The organism is Aeromonas sp. OTU364 (assembly GCF_038440395.1).
Lineage (GTDB): Bacteria > Pseudomonadota > Gammaproteobacteria > Enterobacterales > Aeromonadaceae > Aeromonas.
In genome coordinates this window covers 1-15,256 of sequence record NZ_JASATR010000018.1, presented here as the reverse complement: position 1 = coordinate 15,256, position 15,256 = coordinate 1, and the positions used below count along the sequence as shown (strand labels likewise).

Genomic DNA, 15,256 nt, shown 5'->3' with positions numbered 1-15,256 from the left:
TATGGGCTTAGAAATATTGATGGCAACAATGCATAAAAAGAATGTTTCAGATGTAGACTGGAAGTATAAAAATACAAATGCTGATGTTTTATTGATTAACCAAGCTGATTTTGATGGCTCCGAAGCTATAGGGAATATCAGAATGATTTCCTGCAAGGAGCGTGGTTCATCCAATAGCCGCAATATGGCATTGAAAAATGCGACGGGCGATATATGTCTGATCGCCGATGACGATGTGGGTTATGTCGATGGAATGGAGAATATCGTATTGGGAGCATTCGAAAAACATCCTGATGCCGATATCATTACATTCCAGATAGTGACTCCGGAAGGTAATCCGTTCAATGCGGGTTACCCCCAGCAGTCCCAGTGGCACAACTGGCGTTCAATACTGCGCTGCGCGTCTATCGAGATTGCATTTCGCCGTGATGCCGTGCTCAAAGCCGGTTTGTCACTGGACACCAATTTTGGTCTGGGTAGCAAATATCGTGTACACGACGAGATTATTTTCTTGAAAGATGCGATGGACAGGGGGCTCAAACTGCTCTATCTGCCGATCCCGATTGTCATTCATCCTGCGGAGAGTTCAGGCACCGATTTCAATGATCATCTGGTCACCTCCAAAGGGGCCGCGTTTGTCAGGCTGTTCGGGTTGAAAGGCATGTTTTTCAATCTTGTTTTTTCTCTGAAAAAACATGGTGAATATGCCGACCGTTATAGCTTTATCAAGTTTTTGATGACCATGTTCCAAGGCTCCGTCAAATTTATAAAAGAGGATAAGAAATGAGCGTGAATCACTGCAAATATCTGGTTGTCGGTGGTGGCGTTTCCGGATTGATGTTTGCCAATCTGGTCAAGAGTGATGATTTCATTCTTTTGGAAAAAGAGAGCGAGCTGGGTGGTTTCTGTCGGACTATTTATCAAGATGGGTTCATTTGGGATTATGCAGGTCACTTTTTCCACTTTGCCAATGAAGAAATAAAATCTTTTTTCAAGAGCAAGATTGCTGACGATGCTTTTGTATTGAAGGATAAAGTCACGAAAATCTTCTATCAGGATAGTGTGGTGGATTTCCCATTCCAGACCAATATTCATCAGCTGGAGAAGGAAGAGTTTATCGAGTGCCTTTACGATCTCTACTTCCGTGAAGAAAAAGAGGTCTATGATTCTTTCCTGGACATGTTGTATGGCAAGTTTGGTAAATCCATTACGGAGAAATTCCTCAAGCCATATAATGAAAAGCTTTATGCCTGTGACTTGAACTCACTCGATACGGATGCCATGGGGCGTTTCTTCCCCTATGCGAACCTTGAGCAAATCATTCGCAACTTCAAGCAACAGTATCAGGGAAGTTACAACTCCACTTTCCTGTACCCCAAGAAAGGGGCCAAAGTGTTTGTTGATGCCTTGGCTCAAGATCTGCCTGAAGACAACGTGTTCTTGAATGAGCAGGTGGTCTCTATTGACGCAAAAGCTAAGATTGCAGTCACAACCCATCGTCGCATCTCCTACGACTACCTCATCAATTCGATGCCATTGAATCGTTTCCTTTCCACCATTGATGACATCGACTATCAGCATTTCGTGGACAGACTTTCCTGGAACAAGGTATTGGTCTTCAACCTCGGCTTCGATAAAGCGTCCAGCTATGATGAGGTGCATTGGGCCTATTTCCCCGAGAAGAAGTACAACTTCTACCGGGTGGGTTTCTACAACAATATCCTCGATGATGAACGGCTCAGTCTGTACGTCGAAATTGGTTATGGCCCGAACGATGACATAAACGTGGAAGCACAGCTTGCGGCAACCCTGGAAGGGCTCAAGGATGCAGGTATCATAACCGATCATCTCTTGCTGTCCTCATGCCACATTGTCATGGACCCGGCCTATGTTCATGTGAACAGCGAGCTGTCTGGCGTGAAGGACGAGGTAAAAAGCGATCTCGAAAGCATGGGGATCTACTCCATTGGTCGTTATGGGGATTGGAAGTACTGCTCCATCGAAGATTCCATGCTTGATGCCATATCCGTCGCCAAAAAAATTGCCTGAACCATGAAATCCGATCATTTCTCAATCATTATGCCGGCGTTCAATGCGTCGGCAACCATAGGGCAAAGCATTGAATCCGTGTTGGCACAAACCTGCCCTTCATGGACGCTGTACGTCATCGATGATGCATCAAGTGACGCCACTCGGGAAATTGTCGAGGGGTATGTACATCGTGATACCAGGGTGGTTTACCATCAGATGGTACGAAATGGTGGTGTGGCGGCTGCACGCAATCAGGGGATTGCTATGGCAGACGGGGAATATGTTTCTTTTCTGGACAGTGATGACGTCTGGCATCCGCAAAAGCTGGAACTCCAGCTTAATTACCTGCTCAATGGCTATGATGTAGTTTGTTCAGATTATTTCATTTTCTCTGGAACAGTCACCAATATTGTTGGAAAATGTCAAAGAAAAGAACACTTTACATATAGCGACATGCTTAAGAGCAACAACATCGGCAACCTGACAGGTGTTTACAACAGAAGCAGGCTGGGTTCTTTCACCCAGCAGCGGGTTGGGCATGAAGACTATGTGATGTGGCTCGAAGTCATGGCTCGCGCCAAGCGTGGTTATTGTATCAAGCAACCTTTGGCATATTACCGGCGTGCAGAGGGGTCATTGTCCTCCAACAAGTTGAAGGCTGCTTCGTGGCAGTGGCATATCTACAGAAGAATACTCAAGCTGTCTTTGTTACCAGCACTTTACTATTGGCTGCACTATGCGTGTACAGCCGCTTTTATGCTTATTAATAACAAGTTCAAAGGAGTGCGTTTTGACTAGAAGTCCTGAACGTAGGCATTCTCGCTGGTATGAGCTGATTATTTTCAATCCCATCTCTTTGTTTTTCTTTGGTGCCCTGCTGGCAGTTTGTCTACCTGCCATCGAGCGTTGGGGATGGGGATTCTGGGAGGGGCTCAATGCAGTCAGAACCAACACCTTGGTGGGAGCCTTTGTGGCCTTTCTGCTGACAGGGATAGTGCTCCAACGTTTCTTGCGCTATCCGGGCGCCAGTCCGGTGGCCTATATGATCCCCACAGTCACCACCCTCTATGGTGCCCTGGTCGGCATTCTCTTCTTCCTGCGCCTGCCTTACAGCCGCCAAGTATTGTTCGAGTCGTATCTGGTAGCCCTTCTCTGCTGCTGGCTGGCCTACTTCATTGGCCGCCGCTACCGGACTCCCAAGTATGCCTTGCTGCCCTTTGGCGACTACCAGGCCTTGACTCAGCACACCAGCGTGCAGTGGCGTTTGCTGGACAAACCCGACCTTGGGGCCGTGCGTTACGACGCCGTGGTGGCAGACCTTCGGGATGAGAAGCTGGCGGGAGAGTGGGAGCGTTTCCTCGCTCGCTGCGCCCTGGCTCACATCCCCGTCTATCACATCAAGCAGATCAGCGAGACCCTGACCGGCCGGGTGAAGATTGACCATCTCCACGAGAACCAACTCGGCTCCCTCTTGCCATCACCCGTCTATGCCTTCATAAAGCGGGGAATGGACATACTGGCCGCGGTGATCGCGATCCCGCTGTTCTCCCCCTTGATGCTGGTGACGGCGATCCTCATCAAGCTGGAGAGCCCGGGCCCCGTGATGTTCCTGCAAAACCGGGTAGGGAAGGGTAACCAGGATTTCAGGATCTACAAATTCCGCAGTATGTGCCAGAACTCCGAGCAGCACGGTGCCCAGTTTGCCCAGGACGGTGACATGCGTGTCACCCGGGTGGGCAAGGTGATCCGCAAGCTGCGTATCGACGAGCTGCCGCAGTTCTTCAACGTCCTTAAAGGGGATATGAGCCTGATTGGGCCGAGGCCGGAGCAGCGTACCTTCGTCGATCAGTTCGAGCGGGAGATCCCGTTCTACATGTATCGCCACATAGTGCGGCCCGGGATCAGTGGCTGGGCACAGGTGGTGCACGGCTATGCGGCCGATGCCGATGATACCCGCATCAAGATCGAGCACGATTTTTACTACATCAAGCACTTCTCCCTCTGGCTGGATGTGCTCATCGTGTTCAAGACCATCCGCACCATCCTGACCGGTTTTGGCGCGCGGTAATCCCGATGCGGATCTTGTTGCTGGGGGCTCGTGGCCAGTTGGGACGAGCCCTTTTTTCTGCCCTTTGCCGGGATTATCCCCATTGGCTGGTGACGGCCCTTGGCAGGGAGGAGTGTGACATCACCGACCCCAGTGCGCTGACCGCCGCCCTGAACCGCCATCAGCCGGAGGTCATCCTCAACGGGGCTGCCTATACGGCAGTCGATCTTGCAGAGGCGCAGCCTGAGCTGTCAGAGCGCATCAATCATCAGGCGGTAGCTCGGCTTGCTAGGGAAGCCTGTGCCAGGGGGGCGCTGCTGGTGCATTTTTCCACCGATTATGTGTTCGATGGCTCCGGCAGCGATCCCTGGCGCGAGGCGGATGCGCCTTCCCCGCTCAATGTTTATGGCGCCAGCAAGCTGGCCGGAGAGCAGGCCATTCAGAGCCTGTGTCCCCATCATCTAATCATGCGAACCAGCTGGCTTTATGGTGGGGAGGGGGCACATTTCGCCCGTACCATCTTGCGCCGTGCCAAAGAGGGCCAGCCCCTTGAGGTGGTGGCGGATCAATGGGGAGCGCCGACGCAGGTGGACTGGCTGGCAACGTCTGTTCTTCTGGCGCTGACACAGGTCGTGAAGGCCCCCGACAAGGGAGGCCTCTATCATCTCTGCCCCGCAGGCGAGACGAGCTGGCATGGCTTTGCATCGGCCCTGGTTGAGGAAGGTTGTCGGCTTGGTCTGCTGGCGCGGCCCGTTCCGATAAAACCCATTCCATCTGCGAACTGGCCCCAGGCAGCCCGTCGCCCACTCAACTCTAGACTCGATTGGATGCGTTTTTCCACTGTCTTTGGGATCCAGATCCCGGCCTGGGAAGCACTGATGAGCCGCTGGCTTGCCAGTCAATGTGAAGGTGGCTGACGTGAGTCGCTTCTTGATTGTTTTATCTGCCCTGTGAAGGTGTTCCATGCACGAGCGTAAAGGCATCATCCTGGCCGGGGGATCTGCCACCCGGCTCTACCCGGCAACTCTGGCCATCAGCAAGCAACTGCTGCCGGTTTATGACAAGCCCATGATCTATTACCCCCTATCAACCCTGATGCAGGCTGGTATCCGTGACATCCTGATCATCAGCACGCCGCTGGATCTGCCCCGCTTCGAACTGCTGCTGGGGGATGGCAGCCAGTGGGGGATGCGTTTCAGCTACGCGGTGCAGGAGGAGCCCGCTGGGCTGGCGCAGGCACTACTCATCGCCGAGCCTTTCCTGGCGGGAAACCCCTGCTGCCTTATTCTGGGTGATAACATCTTCTACGGCACCGAGCTTTCTCGCCAGTTGCAGCGTGCGAGCAGCAAGGCGCAAGGTGCCACCCTGTTTGCCTATCATGTGCAGGATCCTGAGCGATACGGCGTCCTGGGATTTGATGAAGAGGGGAAGGTGCAAACGATTGTCGAGAAGCCTGCCTCTCCGGCGAGCCAGTATGCGGTGACGGGGATCTACTTTTACGATGCCACGGCGAGCGGGATTGCACGTACCTTGCGACCTTCGGCGCGGGGGGAGCTTGAGATCACCGATGTCAATTTGTGTTATCTGAAACAGCAGCGCCTGGAAGTCTGCTTTATGGGGCGAGGTTCAGCCTGGCTCGATACCGGTACCCACGACAGTCTGCAGGAGGCCAGCAGCTTCATCCAGACCCTGGAAAAACGCCAGGGACTCAAGGTTGCTGCTCCCGAGGAGATCGCCTGGCGCCGTGGCTGGGTATCAGATGAACAGCTTCGGGCCTTGGCACGCCCTCTTGCAAAGAGTGGGTATGGCACCTATCTGCTGCGTTTGTTGCAAGCGCCTTTTGGCAAGTCTCATTCCGATTGGGATTGATAAGGTTGTCTATTGGGTGATATATCCTTACCCATCTCTTCAAAGAGATCACCTATGCACTTTATTTCATTGGACATTCCTGATGTGTTGCACATCCAGCATCAGCGTCATGAGGATGAGCGAGGCTGCTTCATGGAGCTGTTTCGCCACCAGGACTTCACGCAACAATGTGGCGATCTTTGCTTCGTTCAGGACAACCTGAGTCGTTCCCGGCAGGGGACATTGCGTGGTCTTCATTATCAGAGGGAGAGACCACAGGGCAAGCTAGTACAGGTGATTACCGGCACCATCTTCGATGTGGCGGTCGATGTGCGCGAGGGGAGTCCGACCTATGGTCAATGGGTTGGCGTGACACTCTCGGCGGAGGAGGGTGAGGGACTGTGGATTCCCCCAGGATTTGCCCACGGCTTCTATGTACAGAGCGAATGGGCTCATGTGCTGTATAAATGCACCGACTATTATGTTTCCAAGCTGGAGGCATCTCTCAACTGGTCTGATCCGACGCTGGCTATTGCGTGGCCCCTCATGGACAATGTGCCATTAATCTTGTCTGACAAAGATCGTCACGCCCCTTTCTGGAAGTAATTTCATCATCTTTAGAGCTCAGTATGAACAAACAGGTATTCGATAATTCAGGCACTCAGTTGCCTCAAGGTTGGCAAGCCTCCGTTGGCGATGAGATCGATCTGCGTGAGCTGATCCTGGTGTTATGGCGCCAGAAGATCCTGATCCTGCTGGTCACAGGCGTGTTTGCCGCAGCAGGTATTGCCTACGCCCTGTTGGCACCCCAGGTCTGGATCAGCCAGGCCGAGATCAAGCAGCCCACCCTCAAGGAGGTGGAATCACTCGAGCTCAACATCAACCAGCTGATCAACGCCCAGATACCGGCGACCGCCTTCACCGCCTTTGACAAGAAGGCGCTCTACAGTGACTTCGTAAACAACTTCAACAGCTTCAATAACAAGCGCCAGTTTCTGATGGAGAAAGGTTATCTGGACGCCGAGGCGGCGCAGTCCGGAGTAACGGACGCAAAAGGCAAGCGACTGCTGCTCAAGAAGATGACCGAAGGGATCAGTGCCAAGGCCCCAGACAAACTGCGTGAAGATGTTACCCTTTCCTTCGCCGCAGACACGGCAACCGAGGCTAGACAGCGTCTGGAGCAATACATCGCCTTCATCCAGCAGCAGGAGTCAGCGACCAAGGGCAAGGAGCTCAACACCATCTGGCAGAACCGGATCAAGACGCTGCAGACCCAGTATGAGAGTGCCAAAGCCGATACCCTCAAGCAGTTGCAGGATGACATCTTGCGGACCCAATACAGCCTGCGTATCACTCAGGCGGCCGGGATTGAGGCGCCTGTGCAGAACCTGCAAGGTCAGGGTAGCCTGGCCATTGACCTCGGTGCCCGCGCTCTGGCCGAGAAGCTCAAGATCCTCAAGGAGATCAAGAACCCCGAGTTCATGAATCCAGGGATCGGCGATCTGCGCCTGCAACTGAGCAGCCTGCAGGCCATCAAGCTCGAGGCGCTGCCCTTCCAGTCCTTCGCCTATCTGGCTTCGCCGAGTGAACCCCTGAGTCGTGACAAGCCCAAGCGTCCCTTGGTCGTGGTCTTGGCCACTTTGCTCGGCGGCATGCTGGGCGTGGGCATAGTGCTGGTCCGTCATGTGTTTCGCAGGCCAGAGCCGGCATGATGGCAAGGAAGTGAACAGGGGGGCGGTTGCCCCCTTTTACGTATTGGATGCTTGGTGACGACACCATGGAAATGACGCTGCAGGGATCAGGAACGATGAGGACAACAACAGGGATCTTTGGCTTGGTCAGCATCCTCTATTGGCTGCTGGGCATGCACTTTTTCATGCACAACCCGGGCGGGGCCGGGCTCTACCTGCCCTTCAATGCCTGGGGCTGGATCTTCGCGAGCCTGGTGATGGCGCTGGGACTGTGGCAGGTCACCCTCAACCAGCGGCTGGTGGTTTCGCCGCTGCTGACGGTCCTGTGGCTGGGGGCCTTGCTGCTGTTGTTGCCCATGGCTTATCCGGGCTTCGAGCTCAAGGACTATGCCATCCCCCGCCTGCTGGGACTGTTTGCCGGTCTGCTGTTTCTCGCTTGCCTCTATCAGTGGCGACTGGACCGTCAGATGCGGGATCGCTTGCTCTACCTGCTGCTGGGGGCGGTCGCCATAGAGGCGCTGCTCGGCCTGGTGCAGTACTACCTGCTGGTGCCGGGCAACTGGATAGGCTATGACACCAGGATCAATCGCCCCTATGGCATCTTCCAGCAGCCCAATGTGATGGCAAGCTTTATGGCAACCGGGCTTGCCCTGGCGATATGGCTTCAGATGCGAGGGCACGTCAACCCCTGGCTCAAGGGGCTGCGTCATGCCGTGATCCTGGCGACCGCCTTGCTGCTGGTGGTGCTGCAGTCCAGGGTGGGCCAGCTGGGAGGCGCCTTGGCCCTGATCCTGCTGCTGCCGCAGTTGCATCGCGAGCGACAACTGGGTCGAGTGCTGGGACTGGTCGGGCTGGGCATAGCGCTCGGGCTGGCTTCCCAGTACTGGATGGCCGGCGCCAATCGGGGGCTGGAGATGTATCAGTCCGGCGGCATGAGATCCATCTACTGGCCCTATGCCGCCAGGCTGATTGCCGAGGCGCCCTGGACCGGCTGGGGCTATGGCAGTTTCGAGTCCGTGTTCCTCCAGCATTACATGGCGGACAAGGCGCTCAATCCCGCTATGGTGCAGATCGAGTACAACCTGGATCACCCCCACAACGAGTTTCTCTACTGGGCGGTGGAAGGGGGGCTGGCCCCCATGCTCGGCATGGCGCTGATGGGCGGGGCCCTGCTGTGGCGACTGGGTCGGGCTGGCTGGGTCAGGGGGAGTGCCTTGCTGGCCCTGGTGATCCCCATACTGCTGCACACCCAGACCGAGTATCCCTTCTACCATGCCATTGCCCTGTGGTGGGCGCTGCTGCTGCTCATCCATGTGCTGGATGCGGAGGTGGAGGAGGGGGGAAGCGCTGGCCATGCCAACTGGCGGGAGCATGTCTATCGCCCCTGGCTTTTGCTGCGTTTCCTGGCCATTGGCATCCCTCTGATCGTCGTTCCCTTCATGCTGACGGCCCTGCATACCGCCTGGGTGGTGACCAAGTATGAGCGCGGCGGCTACAAGCAGCCTGCGCTCTTGCTCGACATCGTCAACCCCATGGCCTGGCTGACCCGGGTGGAGTTCGACGTCAATGCGGTGCGCCTGATGGTGGGTTTGCAGGCCAACAACAAGGCGGAGCTGGAGGCCTATCTCGACTGGGGGCAGGCGTTTGTGCGTCATACCCCCAGGGCCAACATCTACGCCAACATGGTGATCGCCCTCAATGCGCTGGGACGGACCGAAGAGGCCAGCCGCCTGCGCACCCAGGCGCTAATGTTCTATCCGGGTGAGCCCTTGCTCACCGCCTCGGCGGCCAGGTCGGTCGCTTCGACCCTGGAGCCCAAGCCCTCCTCATGAGCGGGCCGGGCACCGCTTCTCCTTATCCCATCACGGCCGCCCTGCGGCCGTGATCATTTCCACCTCAGGCAAGCTCACAGTCAGGATCGGCGGTGTAGTCTCCCGAATGGGGATGGCGGGGCCGCGCAGGCGCGGTGTCGGCGCCATCTGGTCTCAGTCGTCATCGGAGTCGACATAGTGAAGAAGATTGCATCCATCATTACCAGCCTGCTCATCCTGATGGGCACACCGGCCCTCGCAGGCACCAGCGCCCAGGTGGAATACGGCACAGTGCAAGAGAGCCGCATCCTGACCCAGGAGGTGGCGCCCCAGCAGGGCGGAACCCGGCCACTTCGTACCATAGGGGCCGCCGCCCTGGGGGCGGCCGTCGGCAGCCAGTTTGGCGGTGGCTCTGGCCAGACCGTCGCCACCACTGTGGGGGCAGTGGCGGGGGCCGAGGCCTCCCGTCGCCGTCAGGGCAACCAGCAGAGCGTGCAGGGCAAGCAGACGGTCGAGCTGCTGATCAAGACCGAGGCAGGCAAACTGCTCAGCGTCGTGCAGGATCAGGCTCCCGCGCTCACGTTCAACAAGGGGGACAAGGTGCGCATCCTGACCACGGGAACGGATACCCGGGTCGACAAGTCCGTCTAGGCGCTGCCTGGTGTTGGCTTCCTGGCGGTATGGTGTTGCCCCCTGGTCGTGGCCGGGTTGTACGATGTTTCAACAAGGGTTTCATCGGCTCGCAAAAATGCGGTTCCGTGCTGGACGGCGAGAGCGCCTTGGCTAAGATAACCGTCTTAACGTCTTGTTTGGCAAGGGAGTATGAAATGGAGATAGTACTAGGCCCATTAGAGGCTCGCGTGATCGGCTGCCTGATAGAGAAAGAGATCTGCACGCCGGATCAGTACCCTCTCTCTCTCAATGCACTGGTCAACGCCTGCAACCAGAAGAGCAATCGCGAACCCGTGCTCGAGCTCGCCGAGCTGGATATCCGCGCCGTCATCGACGAGCTGATCCGCCGCCGCCTGGTGGTCAACACCGCCGGCTTCAATGCCCGGGTGCCCCGCTATCAGCACCGTTTCTGCAACACCGAGTTCGGTGAACTGAAGTTCAGCGCCCAGGAGCTCGGCATTATCTGCGAGCTCCTGCTGCGGGGCCCCCAGACCCCGGGTGAGCTGCGTTCGCGCACCAACCGGCTGTGCAGCTTCGACGATGTGACCGAGGTGGATGCGGTGCTGGCCGCGCTGGTCGAGCGGGGACCCTATGTGGTCAAGCTGCCCCGGGAGCCGGGCAAGCGGGAATCCCGCTATGCCCATTTGTTTGGCGGCGAAATCGATCTGGAAGCTTTGGCCGAGGCCGCTCCCGCCAGCAGCTATGCCTCTCCTGCCGCCGATCGCCTGAGCCAGCTGGAAGAGGAAGTGGAGCGCCTCAAGTCGCAGTTGCAGGCCCTGGAAGCCCGTCTGGCGCACCTGGAAGGCTGAATCCGGCGAGTTTGCTTATCCCATCAAGAGGCGCTGCGGCGCCTTTTTTCATGCCCTGCTGGCCGCCCGCAGAAGAGGGGCTGCCCGGCCCCCTGTCCCCGCTTTTATGAGCCTGACCGCTTTTTTTGTACTAATTCGCGGTTAAGGGTCGAGCCGCCGCCGCTTTCCCGTTAAAATTCCGCCTTTGCACCTGCCCGCGAGTTCTGATGTCAGCCTTCACCCTCTCTTCGGATTGCCATGCCCTGCTCAGCGAGCTGCAACTGCAGCGCGCCGCCAGTACCCGTTATTTGCAAGACACGCTGTACGCGCAGCGCTCGCCCGGGCAGGCGCTGACGGAGATGCTGAACCAGTTGCAGCAGCAAGGGCTGATACGGCTGCGCACCGAGCAGCAGTGGAGTTTGACGGCGGAGGGCACCCTGACCCTGATCCTGGCGGTGCGGGGAGGGGCCTGCCCCATGCCGGACTGGACCCGGGTCCCCTCGGTCACCGGTCAGGAGATGGCACAAGGGGTGGTGCGCGAGCTCTGCCTGGGGGAGGCTGGGCAGATCCCCGCCTACTACCAGAGCGCGGATCTCTTGAGCCTGCTGGACCTGCCCGATGCCCACCGCCTGCTGGCGGGCTCAAGCCCTGCCTGGCAACAGCTGCTGCTGGAACATTTCGCCCTGCAGACCCTGCTCGATGCCGAGCCTGACGCGCACTGGCCGCTGGCGTCCGTGACCGCGGCCTGCGCCTCTGCGCTGGCAAGCCGCCTCGAGGCGCTGGCCAGCGAGTGGGACTGGCTCTGCGGCCCGTTGGCCGGCGAGGTGACCACTCACTGGCCGGCCCTGAAACAACTGGCGGAGCAGGGGGATGAGCAGCCCCTGGCGGAGCGGTTGCTCGGCGCGCTGGGGCAGTGGCAGGCCGTGGCGGCGCACGAGCCCTGGCCCAGGATGTTCAGCGCCCTGCTCTGGCTTGGCTGGCTGCAGCAGGCCGATCCCGTGCTCGCCAGCGAGCAGCGCAAGAAGTGGCAGCGCAGCCTTGGCAACCATTTCCCCCTGCTTTCGGATCTGCTGGGACAGTGGGCCGGTGATCGTCACGGTCAGGCGATAGGCCTGTTCGATACCCTGCAACTGCCGCTGGAGGAGCTCCACTGGGGCTACCTCTGGCTGGATCTCTGTGCCCTCGCGCGTCACGGCGAGCAGAGCCCCCAGGTGGCCATACTGCACAAGTGGGATCTCTCCCATGTGCTGGAGGCCGAGCCCCGCCATCGCCTGATGGCCTTCTGTCAGGATCTGTTGCGCCTCTTGCTGGGGGAGGGGGCCGAGCGCCCCCCGTTGCAGCAACTGCGTGCCACCGCGGCTCCCGAGGCGGCCAGCGACGCCGAGGATGAGGACAAGACCCCCGCCTCGGCCAGCTGGCTCAACTGGTTGCAGGGGCTGGGGCGCTCCAGCGGCGTGCGCAAGGCGCAGGAGCGGCTGGTGTGGCTGCTCCACGCGGAAGGGCCCGAGCTCGAGTGCAAGATCCAGAAGCAGAGCACCAAGGGGGAGTGGACCGCCGGGCGCCGAGTCGATCCTGTCCTGCTCTCCACCCAGTATGCCGCCCTGCTCGACGAGGCGGACTGGGCCCTGGTGCGCACCCTGCCACGGGGCATGAGCAAGCTGCCGCGAGACGCCTGGGCCCCCCTGGCCAGCCATCCGCGCCTGTTCAATGCCAAGGGGCAAAAGCTGCAACTGGCCATCAGCGCCCCCTTGCTGCAGGTGGTCGCCACCGAGCAGGGCATGAGCGCCGTCCTGAGCCCGGCCGCCGCGGCGCGCGGGGCGCACATAGTGCCCCTGGCCCAGGACCTGTGGCAGCTCATCCTGACCCCGCAGGCCCTGCTGGACAGACTGCCTGCGCTGGAATCTATTCCGCTGCTGCCAGCGGACGGGCTCGCCGAGCTGCAACGTACCCTGGATGCCATCCCCGAGCTGCCCTGGCACAGCCAGGTCGAGGGGCTCAGTGGCAATGCCGAGCTGACCCCCTGGCCCGGAGTGCCCTCGGTCCAGCTGGACTGGCAGGATGGTCAGCTGGTGGTCCAGCTGGTGACCCGGGAGGGGGAGCTGCCGCCGTTGCCCCTTGGCAAGGGGGAGGCCATAGTGCGCCAGGGCGTCGGGGACTATCACTACTGGCAACGGGATCTGGCTGCCGAGAAGGCCGAGGCCCAGTTGCTGCGCAACCAGTTGCCCATCGGCCTGCCGGGCAACGAATGGAAGCTGGACGGTGAGCAGGCACTGACCCTGGTCAATGCGCTGCCCGAGCTGGTGGACGCCGGAGTGGTCGTTCACTGGCATCAGGACAGCGCCCGTCTCAAGAGCCTTGACGAGGCGGCCCTGAGCCTGCGCATCGAGCGTCGCCAGGACTGGTTCCAGGTGGAGGGGGCGCTGGCGCTGGACGAGCACCAGATCCTCGACTTGCGCCTCATCCTGCGCCAGCTGACCCCGGGTCAGCGCACCGTTCAGCTCGACGAGAAGACCAGTCTGATGCTGAGCGACAAGCTGGTGGAGCGCCTCACCATGCTGGGGGCCATGCTGGATACCGAGCAGCGTATCAACAACAAGCTGGCCTACCCCCTGGCCCGCCTGCTGTCGGCGGTGACCACGGCCGGGGATGATGCCTGGCACTCCCTGCAGCAGGAGTGGCAGCAGGAGGTGGAGTGTGCCCCCGAGCTCCTGACGGCGCTGCGGGACTATCAGAAAGAGGGGGTGCGCTGGATGGCGACCCTGGCCCACCATGGCTTCGGTGCCTGTCTCGCCGATGACATGGGCCTTGGCAAGACGCTGCAGGCGCTCATGGTGCTCCGCATGCGCCAGCACCTCGGCCCCGCCCTGGTGGTGGTGCCCAAGTCCGTGGTCACCAACTGGCAGGAGGAGGTGACGCGGTTCGCCCCCGAGCTGGAGGTGGTGGTGTTCGAGAATCCCGCGGAGCGGGAGACCCTGATCCAGGAGGCCAAAGCGGGCCAGATCATCCTGGTCAACTACGGCATGCTCGGCAGCCTGGCCCAGTCCCTCAAGTCCCGCCGCTGGGCGAGCATGGTGCTGGACGAGGCGCAGCAGATCAAGAATGCCGGCACCCAGCGTGCCAAGCTGCTGTTCCAGCTCGAGGGGGATTTTCGCCTTGCCCTCTCCGGCACCCCCATCGAGAACCACCTGGGCGAGCTGTGGAGTCTGTTCACCTTCATCAATCCGGGCCTGCTCGGCAGCCTCGGCGAGTTCAAGCGCCGCTTCGGCAAGGCGGTGAAGGATCCCCAGCACATGGCGCTGCTGCGGGCGGTGATCAGCCCCTTCATTCTGCGCCGCCTCAAGCAGCAGGTGCTGACCGAGCTGCCGGACAAGACCGAGATCATCCACCACATCAGCCTCTCCCCCGAGGAGCGTCAGCTCTACGAGGCGACCAGGCGCGAGGTGGTGCAGCAGGTGCAAAGCGCCGATGGCCGCGCCCTGATGCACGTGCTGAGCGGCCTGACCCGCTTGCGGCGGCTCTGCTGCTCTCCCGAGCTGGTGATGCCGGAGTGGTCCCAGACCAGCAGCAAGCTGGACGAGGCCATGGCGCTGCTGGAGGAAGCCATCGATGGCGGGCACCGGGTGCTGGTGTTCAGCCAGTTCGTCGATCTGCTGAGCCTGCTGCGGGCCCGCATCGAGCAGCGGCAATGGGACTACTGCTACCTGGACGGGGGCTGCTCCGCCAAGTCCCGTCAGGAGTCCATACTACGGTTCCGTCACGACCCTGTTCCCCTGTTCCTCATCAGCCTCAAGGCGGGGGGCACAGGCCTCAACCTGACTCAGGCCGATACCGTGTTGCACCTGGATCCCTGGTGGAACCCGGCGGTGGAGGATCAGGCGAGCGATCGGGCCCATCGCATGGGGCAGACCCAGCCGGTGACCGTCTATCGACTGGTGTGCGAGCAGACGGTGGAAGAGAAGATAGTGGCGCTGCACGACGAGAAGCGGGCCCTGGCCGATGGCCTCTTGAGCGGCCAGTCCGAGGTGCGCGGCCTGGACGTGGAGAGCCTGCGCGCGCTGCTGATGGGCTAGGGGCGGCTGGGTGCGAGAGGGGGATGGTCCTGGTGGCCATCCCCCTCTCTGTTTCAGGGACTCATGGTCCGGCTCTGGCCAGGAGGCGCTAGCCCTGATAACGATAGAGGTGCAGCCGCTCTATGATGGCTTCGCCGCCAATCTTGCGATCCCGCCGGGCCTGGCGCAGCTTGGGCGGATAGTGGCCGAGGTGGGTGACGCTGGGTGGATTGTCCGAGCAGAGCAGCAGGGGCAGGCTCGCCTTGAGCTGCTGCTTGCGCGGCTCCCTGTCCTGCCAGAGCAGGTTGATCATGGGATG

General features: G+C 59.4%; 13 protein-coding genes. 12 read left to right on the top strand and 1 reads right to left on the bottom strand.

The features are described from left to right. The first annotated feature begins 1 nt into the window (after window position 1). From AAHB08_RS16400 to AAHB08_RS16345, 12 genes are all read left to right on the top strand, one after another. A complete protein-coding gene (locus AAHB08_RS16400; RefSeq protein ID WP_342059520.1) occupies window positions 2–787 on the top strand; it encodes a glycosyltransferase family 2 protein in 786 nt (261 codons plus the stop codon). Then, complete coding sequence (locus AAHB08_RS16395; protein WP_342059519.1) at window positions 784–2,049, top strand: protoporphyrinogen/coproporphyrinogen oxidase; 1,266 nt, start codon at window positions 784–786, stop codon at window positions 2,047–2,049. The genes AAHB08_RS16400 and AAHB08_RS16395 overlap by 4 nt, the downstream gene beginning before the upstream one ends. Window positions 2,050–2,052: 3 nt before the next feature. Then, the gene (locus AAHB08_RS16390) at window positions 2,053–2,829 is read left to right on the top strand and encodes a glycosyltransferase family 2 protein (protein WP_342059518.1); all 777 of its coding nucleotides are present in this window, start codon (window positions 2,053–2,055) and stop codon (window positions 2,827–2,829) included. A 172-nt stretch (window positions 2,830–3,001) separates the two neighbouring features. Next, the gene (locus AAHB08_RS16385) at window positions 3,002–4,099 is read left to right on the top strand and encodes a sugar transferase (RefSeq protein WP_342059517.1); all 1,098 of its coding nucleotides are present in this window, start codon (window positions 3,002–3,004) and stop codon (window positions 4,097–4,099) included. A 5-nt stretch (window positions 4,100–4,104) separates the two neighbouring features. Next, a complete protein-coding gene (rfbD, locus tag AAHB08_RS16380; RefSeq protein ID WP_342059516.1) occupies window positions 4,105–4,995 on the top strand; it encodes a dTDP-4-dehydrorhamnose reductase in 891 nt (296 codons plus the stop codon). 46 nt (window positions 4,996–5,041) lie between these two features. Continuing rightward, window positions 5,042–5,947 (top strand): glucose-1-phosphate thymidylyltransferase RfbA, encoded by a 906-nt coding sequence (gene rfbA, locus AAHB08_RS16375; RefSeq protein ID WP_342059515.1) that lies wholly within the window; start codon window positions 5,042–5,044, stop codon window positions 5,945–5,947. Between the two features lie 54 nt (window positions 5,948–6,001). After that, window positions 6,002–6,532, top strand: a complete 531-nt coding sequence (gene rfbC / locus AAHB08_RS16370; RefSeq protein ID WP_342059514.1) for a dTDP-4-dehydrorhamnose 3,5-epimerase — start codon at window positions 6,002–6,004, stop codon at window positions 6,530–6,532. 23 nt (window positions 6,533–6,555) lie between these two features. Continuing rightward, window positions 6,556–7,638 (top strand): LPS O-antigen chain length determinant protein WzzB, encoded by a 1,083-nt coding sequence (locus AAHB08_RS16365; RefSeq protein ID WP_342059513.1) that lies wholly within the window; start codon window positions 6,556–6,558, stop codon window positions 7,636–7,638. Window positions 7,639–7,733: 95 nt separating this feature from the next. After that, complete coding sequence (locus AAHB08_RS16360; RefSeq protein WP_342059512.1) at window positions 7,734–9,449, top strand: PglL family O-oligosaccharyltransferase; 1,716 nt, start codon at window positions 7,734–7,736, stop codon at window positions 9,447–9,449. Window positions 9,450–9,626: 177 nt separating this feature from the next. After that, window positions 9,627–10,079: a glycine zipper 2TM domain-containing protein gene (locus tag AAHB08_RS16355; RefSeq protein WP_342059511.1), complete on the top strand. Its 453-nt coding sequence runs from the start codon at window positions 9,627–9,629 to the stop codon at window positions 10,077–10,079. A gap of 176 nt (window positions 10,080–10,255) precedes the next feature. Beyond that, the gene (locus tag AAHB08_RS16350) at window positions 10,256–10,909 is read left to right on the top strand and encodes a YceH family protein (protein ID WP_042649459.1); all 654 of its coding nucleotides are present in this window, start codon (window positions 10,256–10,258) and stop codon (window positions 10,907–10,909) included. Window positions 10,910–11,115: 206 nt separating this feature from the next. After that, the gene (locus AAHB08_RS16345) at window positions 11,116–14,958 is read left to right on the top strand and encodes a DEAD/DEAH box helicase (RefSeq protein WP_342059510.1); all 3,843 of its coding nucleotides are present in this window, start codon (window positions 11,116–11,118) and stop codon (window positions 14,956–14,958) included. 88 nt (window positions 14,959–15,046) lie between these two features. Here AAHB08_RS16345 and AAHB08_RS16340 read toward each other — a convergent pair. Beyond that, window positions 15,047–15,256, bottom strand: a 210-nt coding sequence (locus AAHB08_RS16340; protein WP_342059509.1) for a DNA replication terminus site-binding protein, incomplete at its 5' end; no start/stop codon positions are given.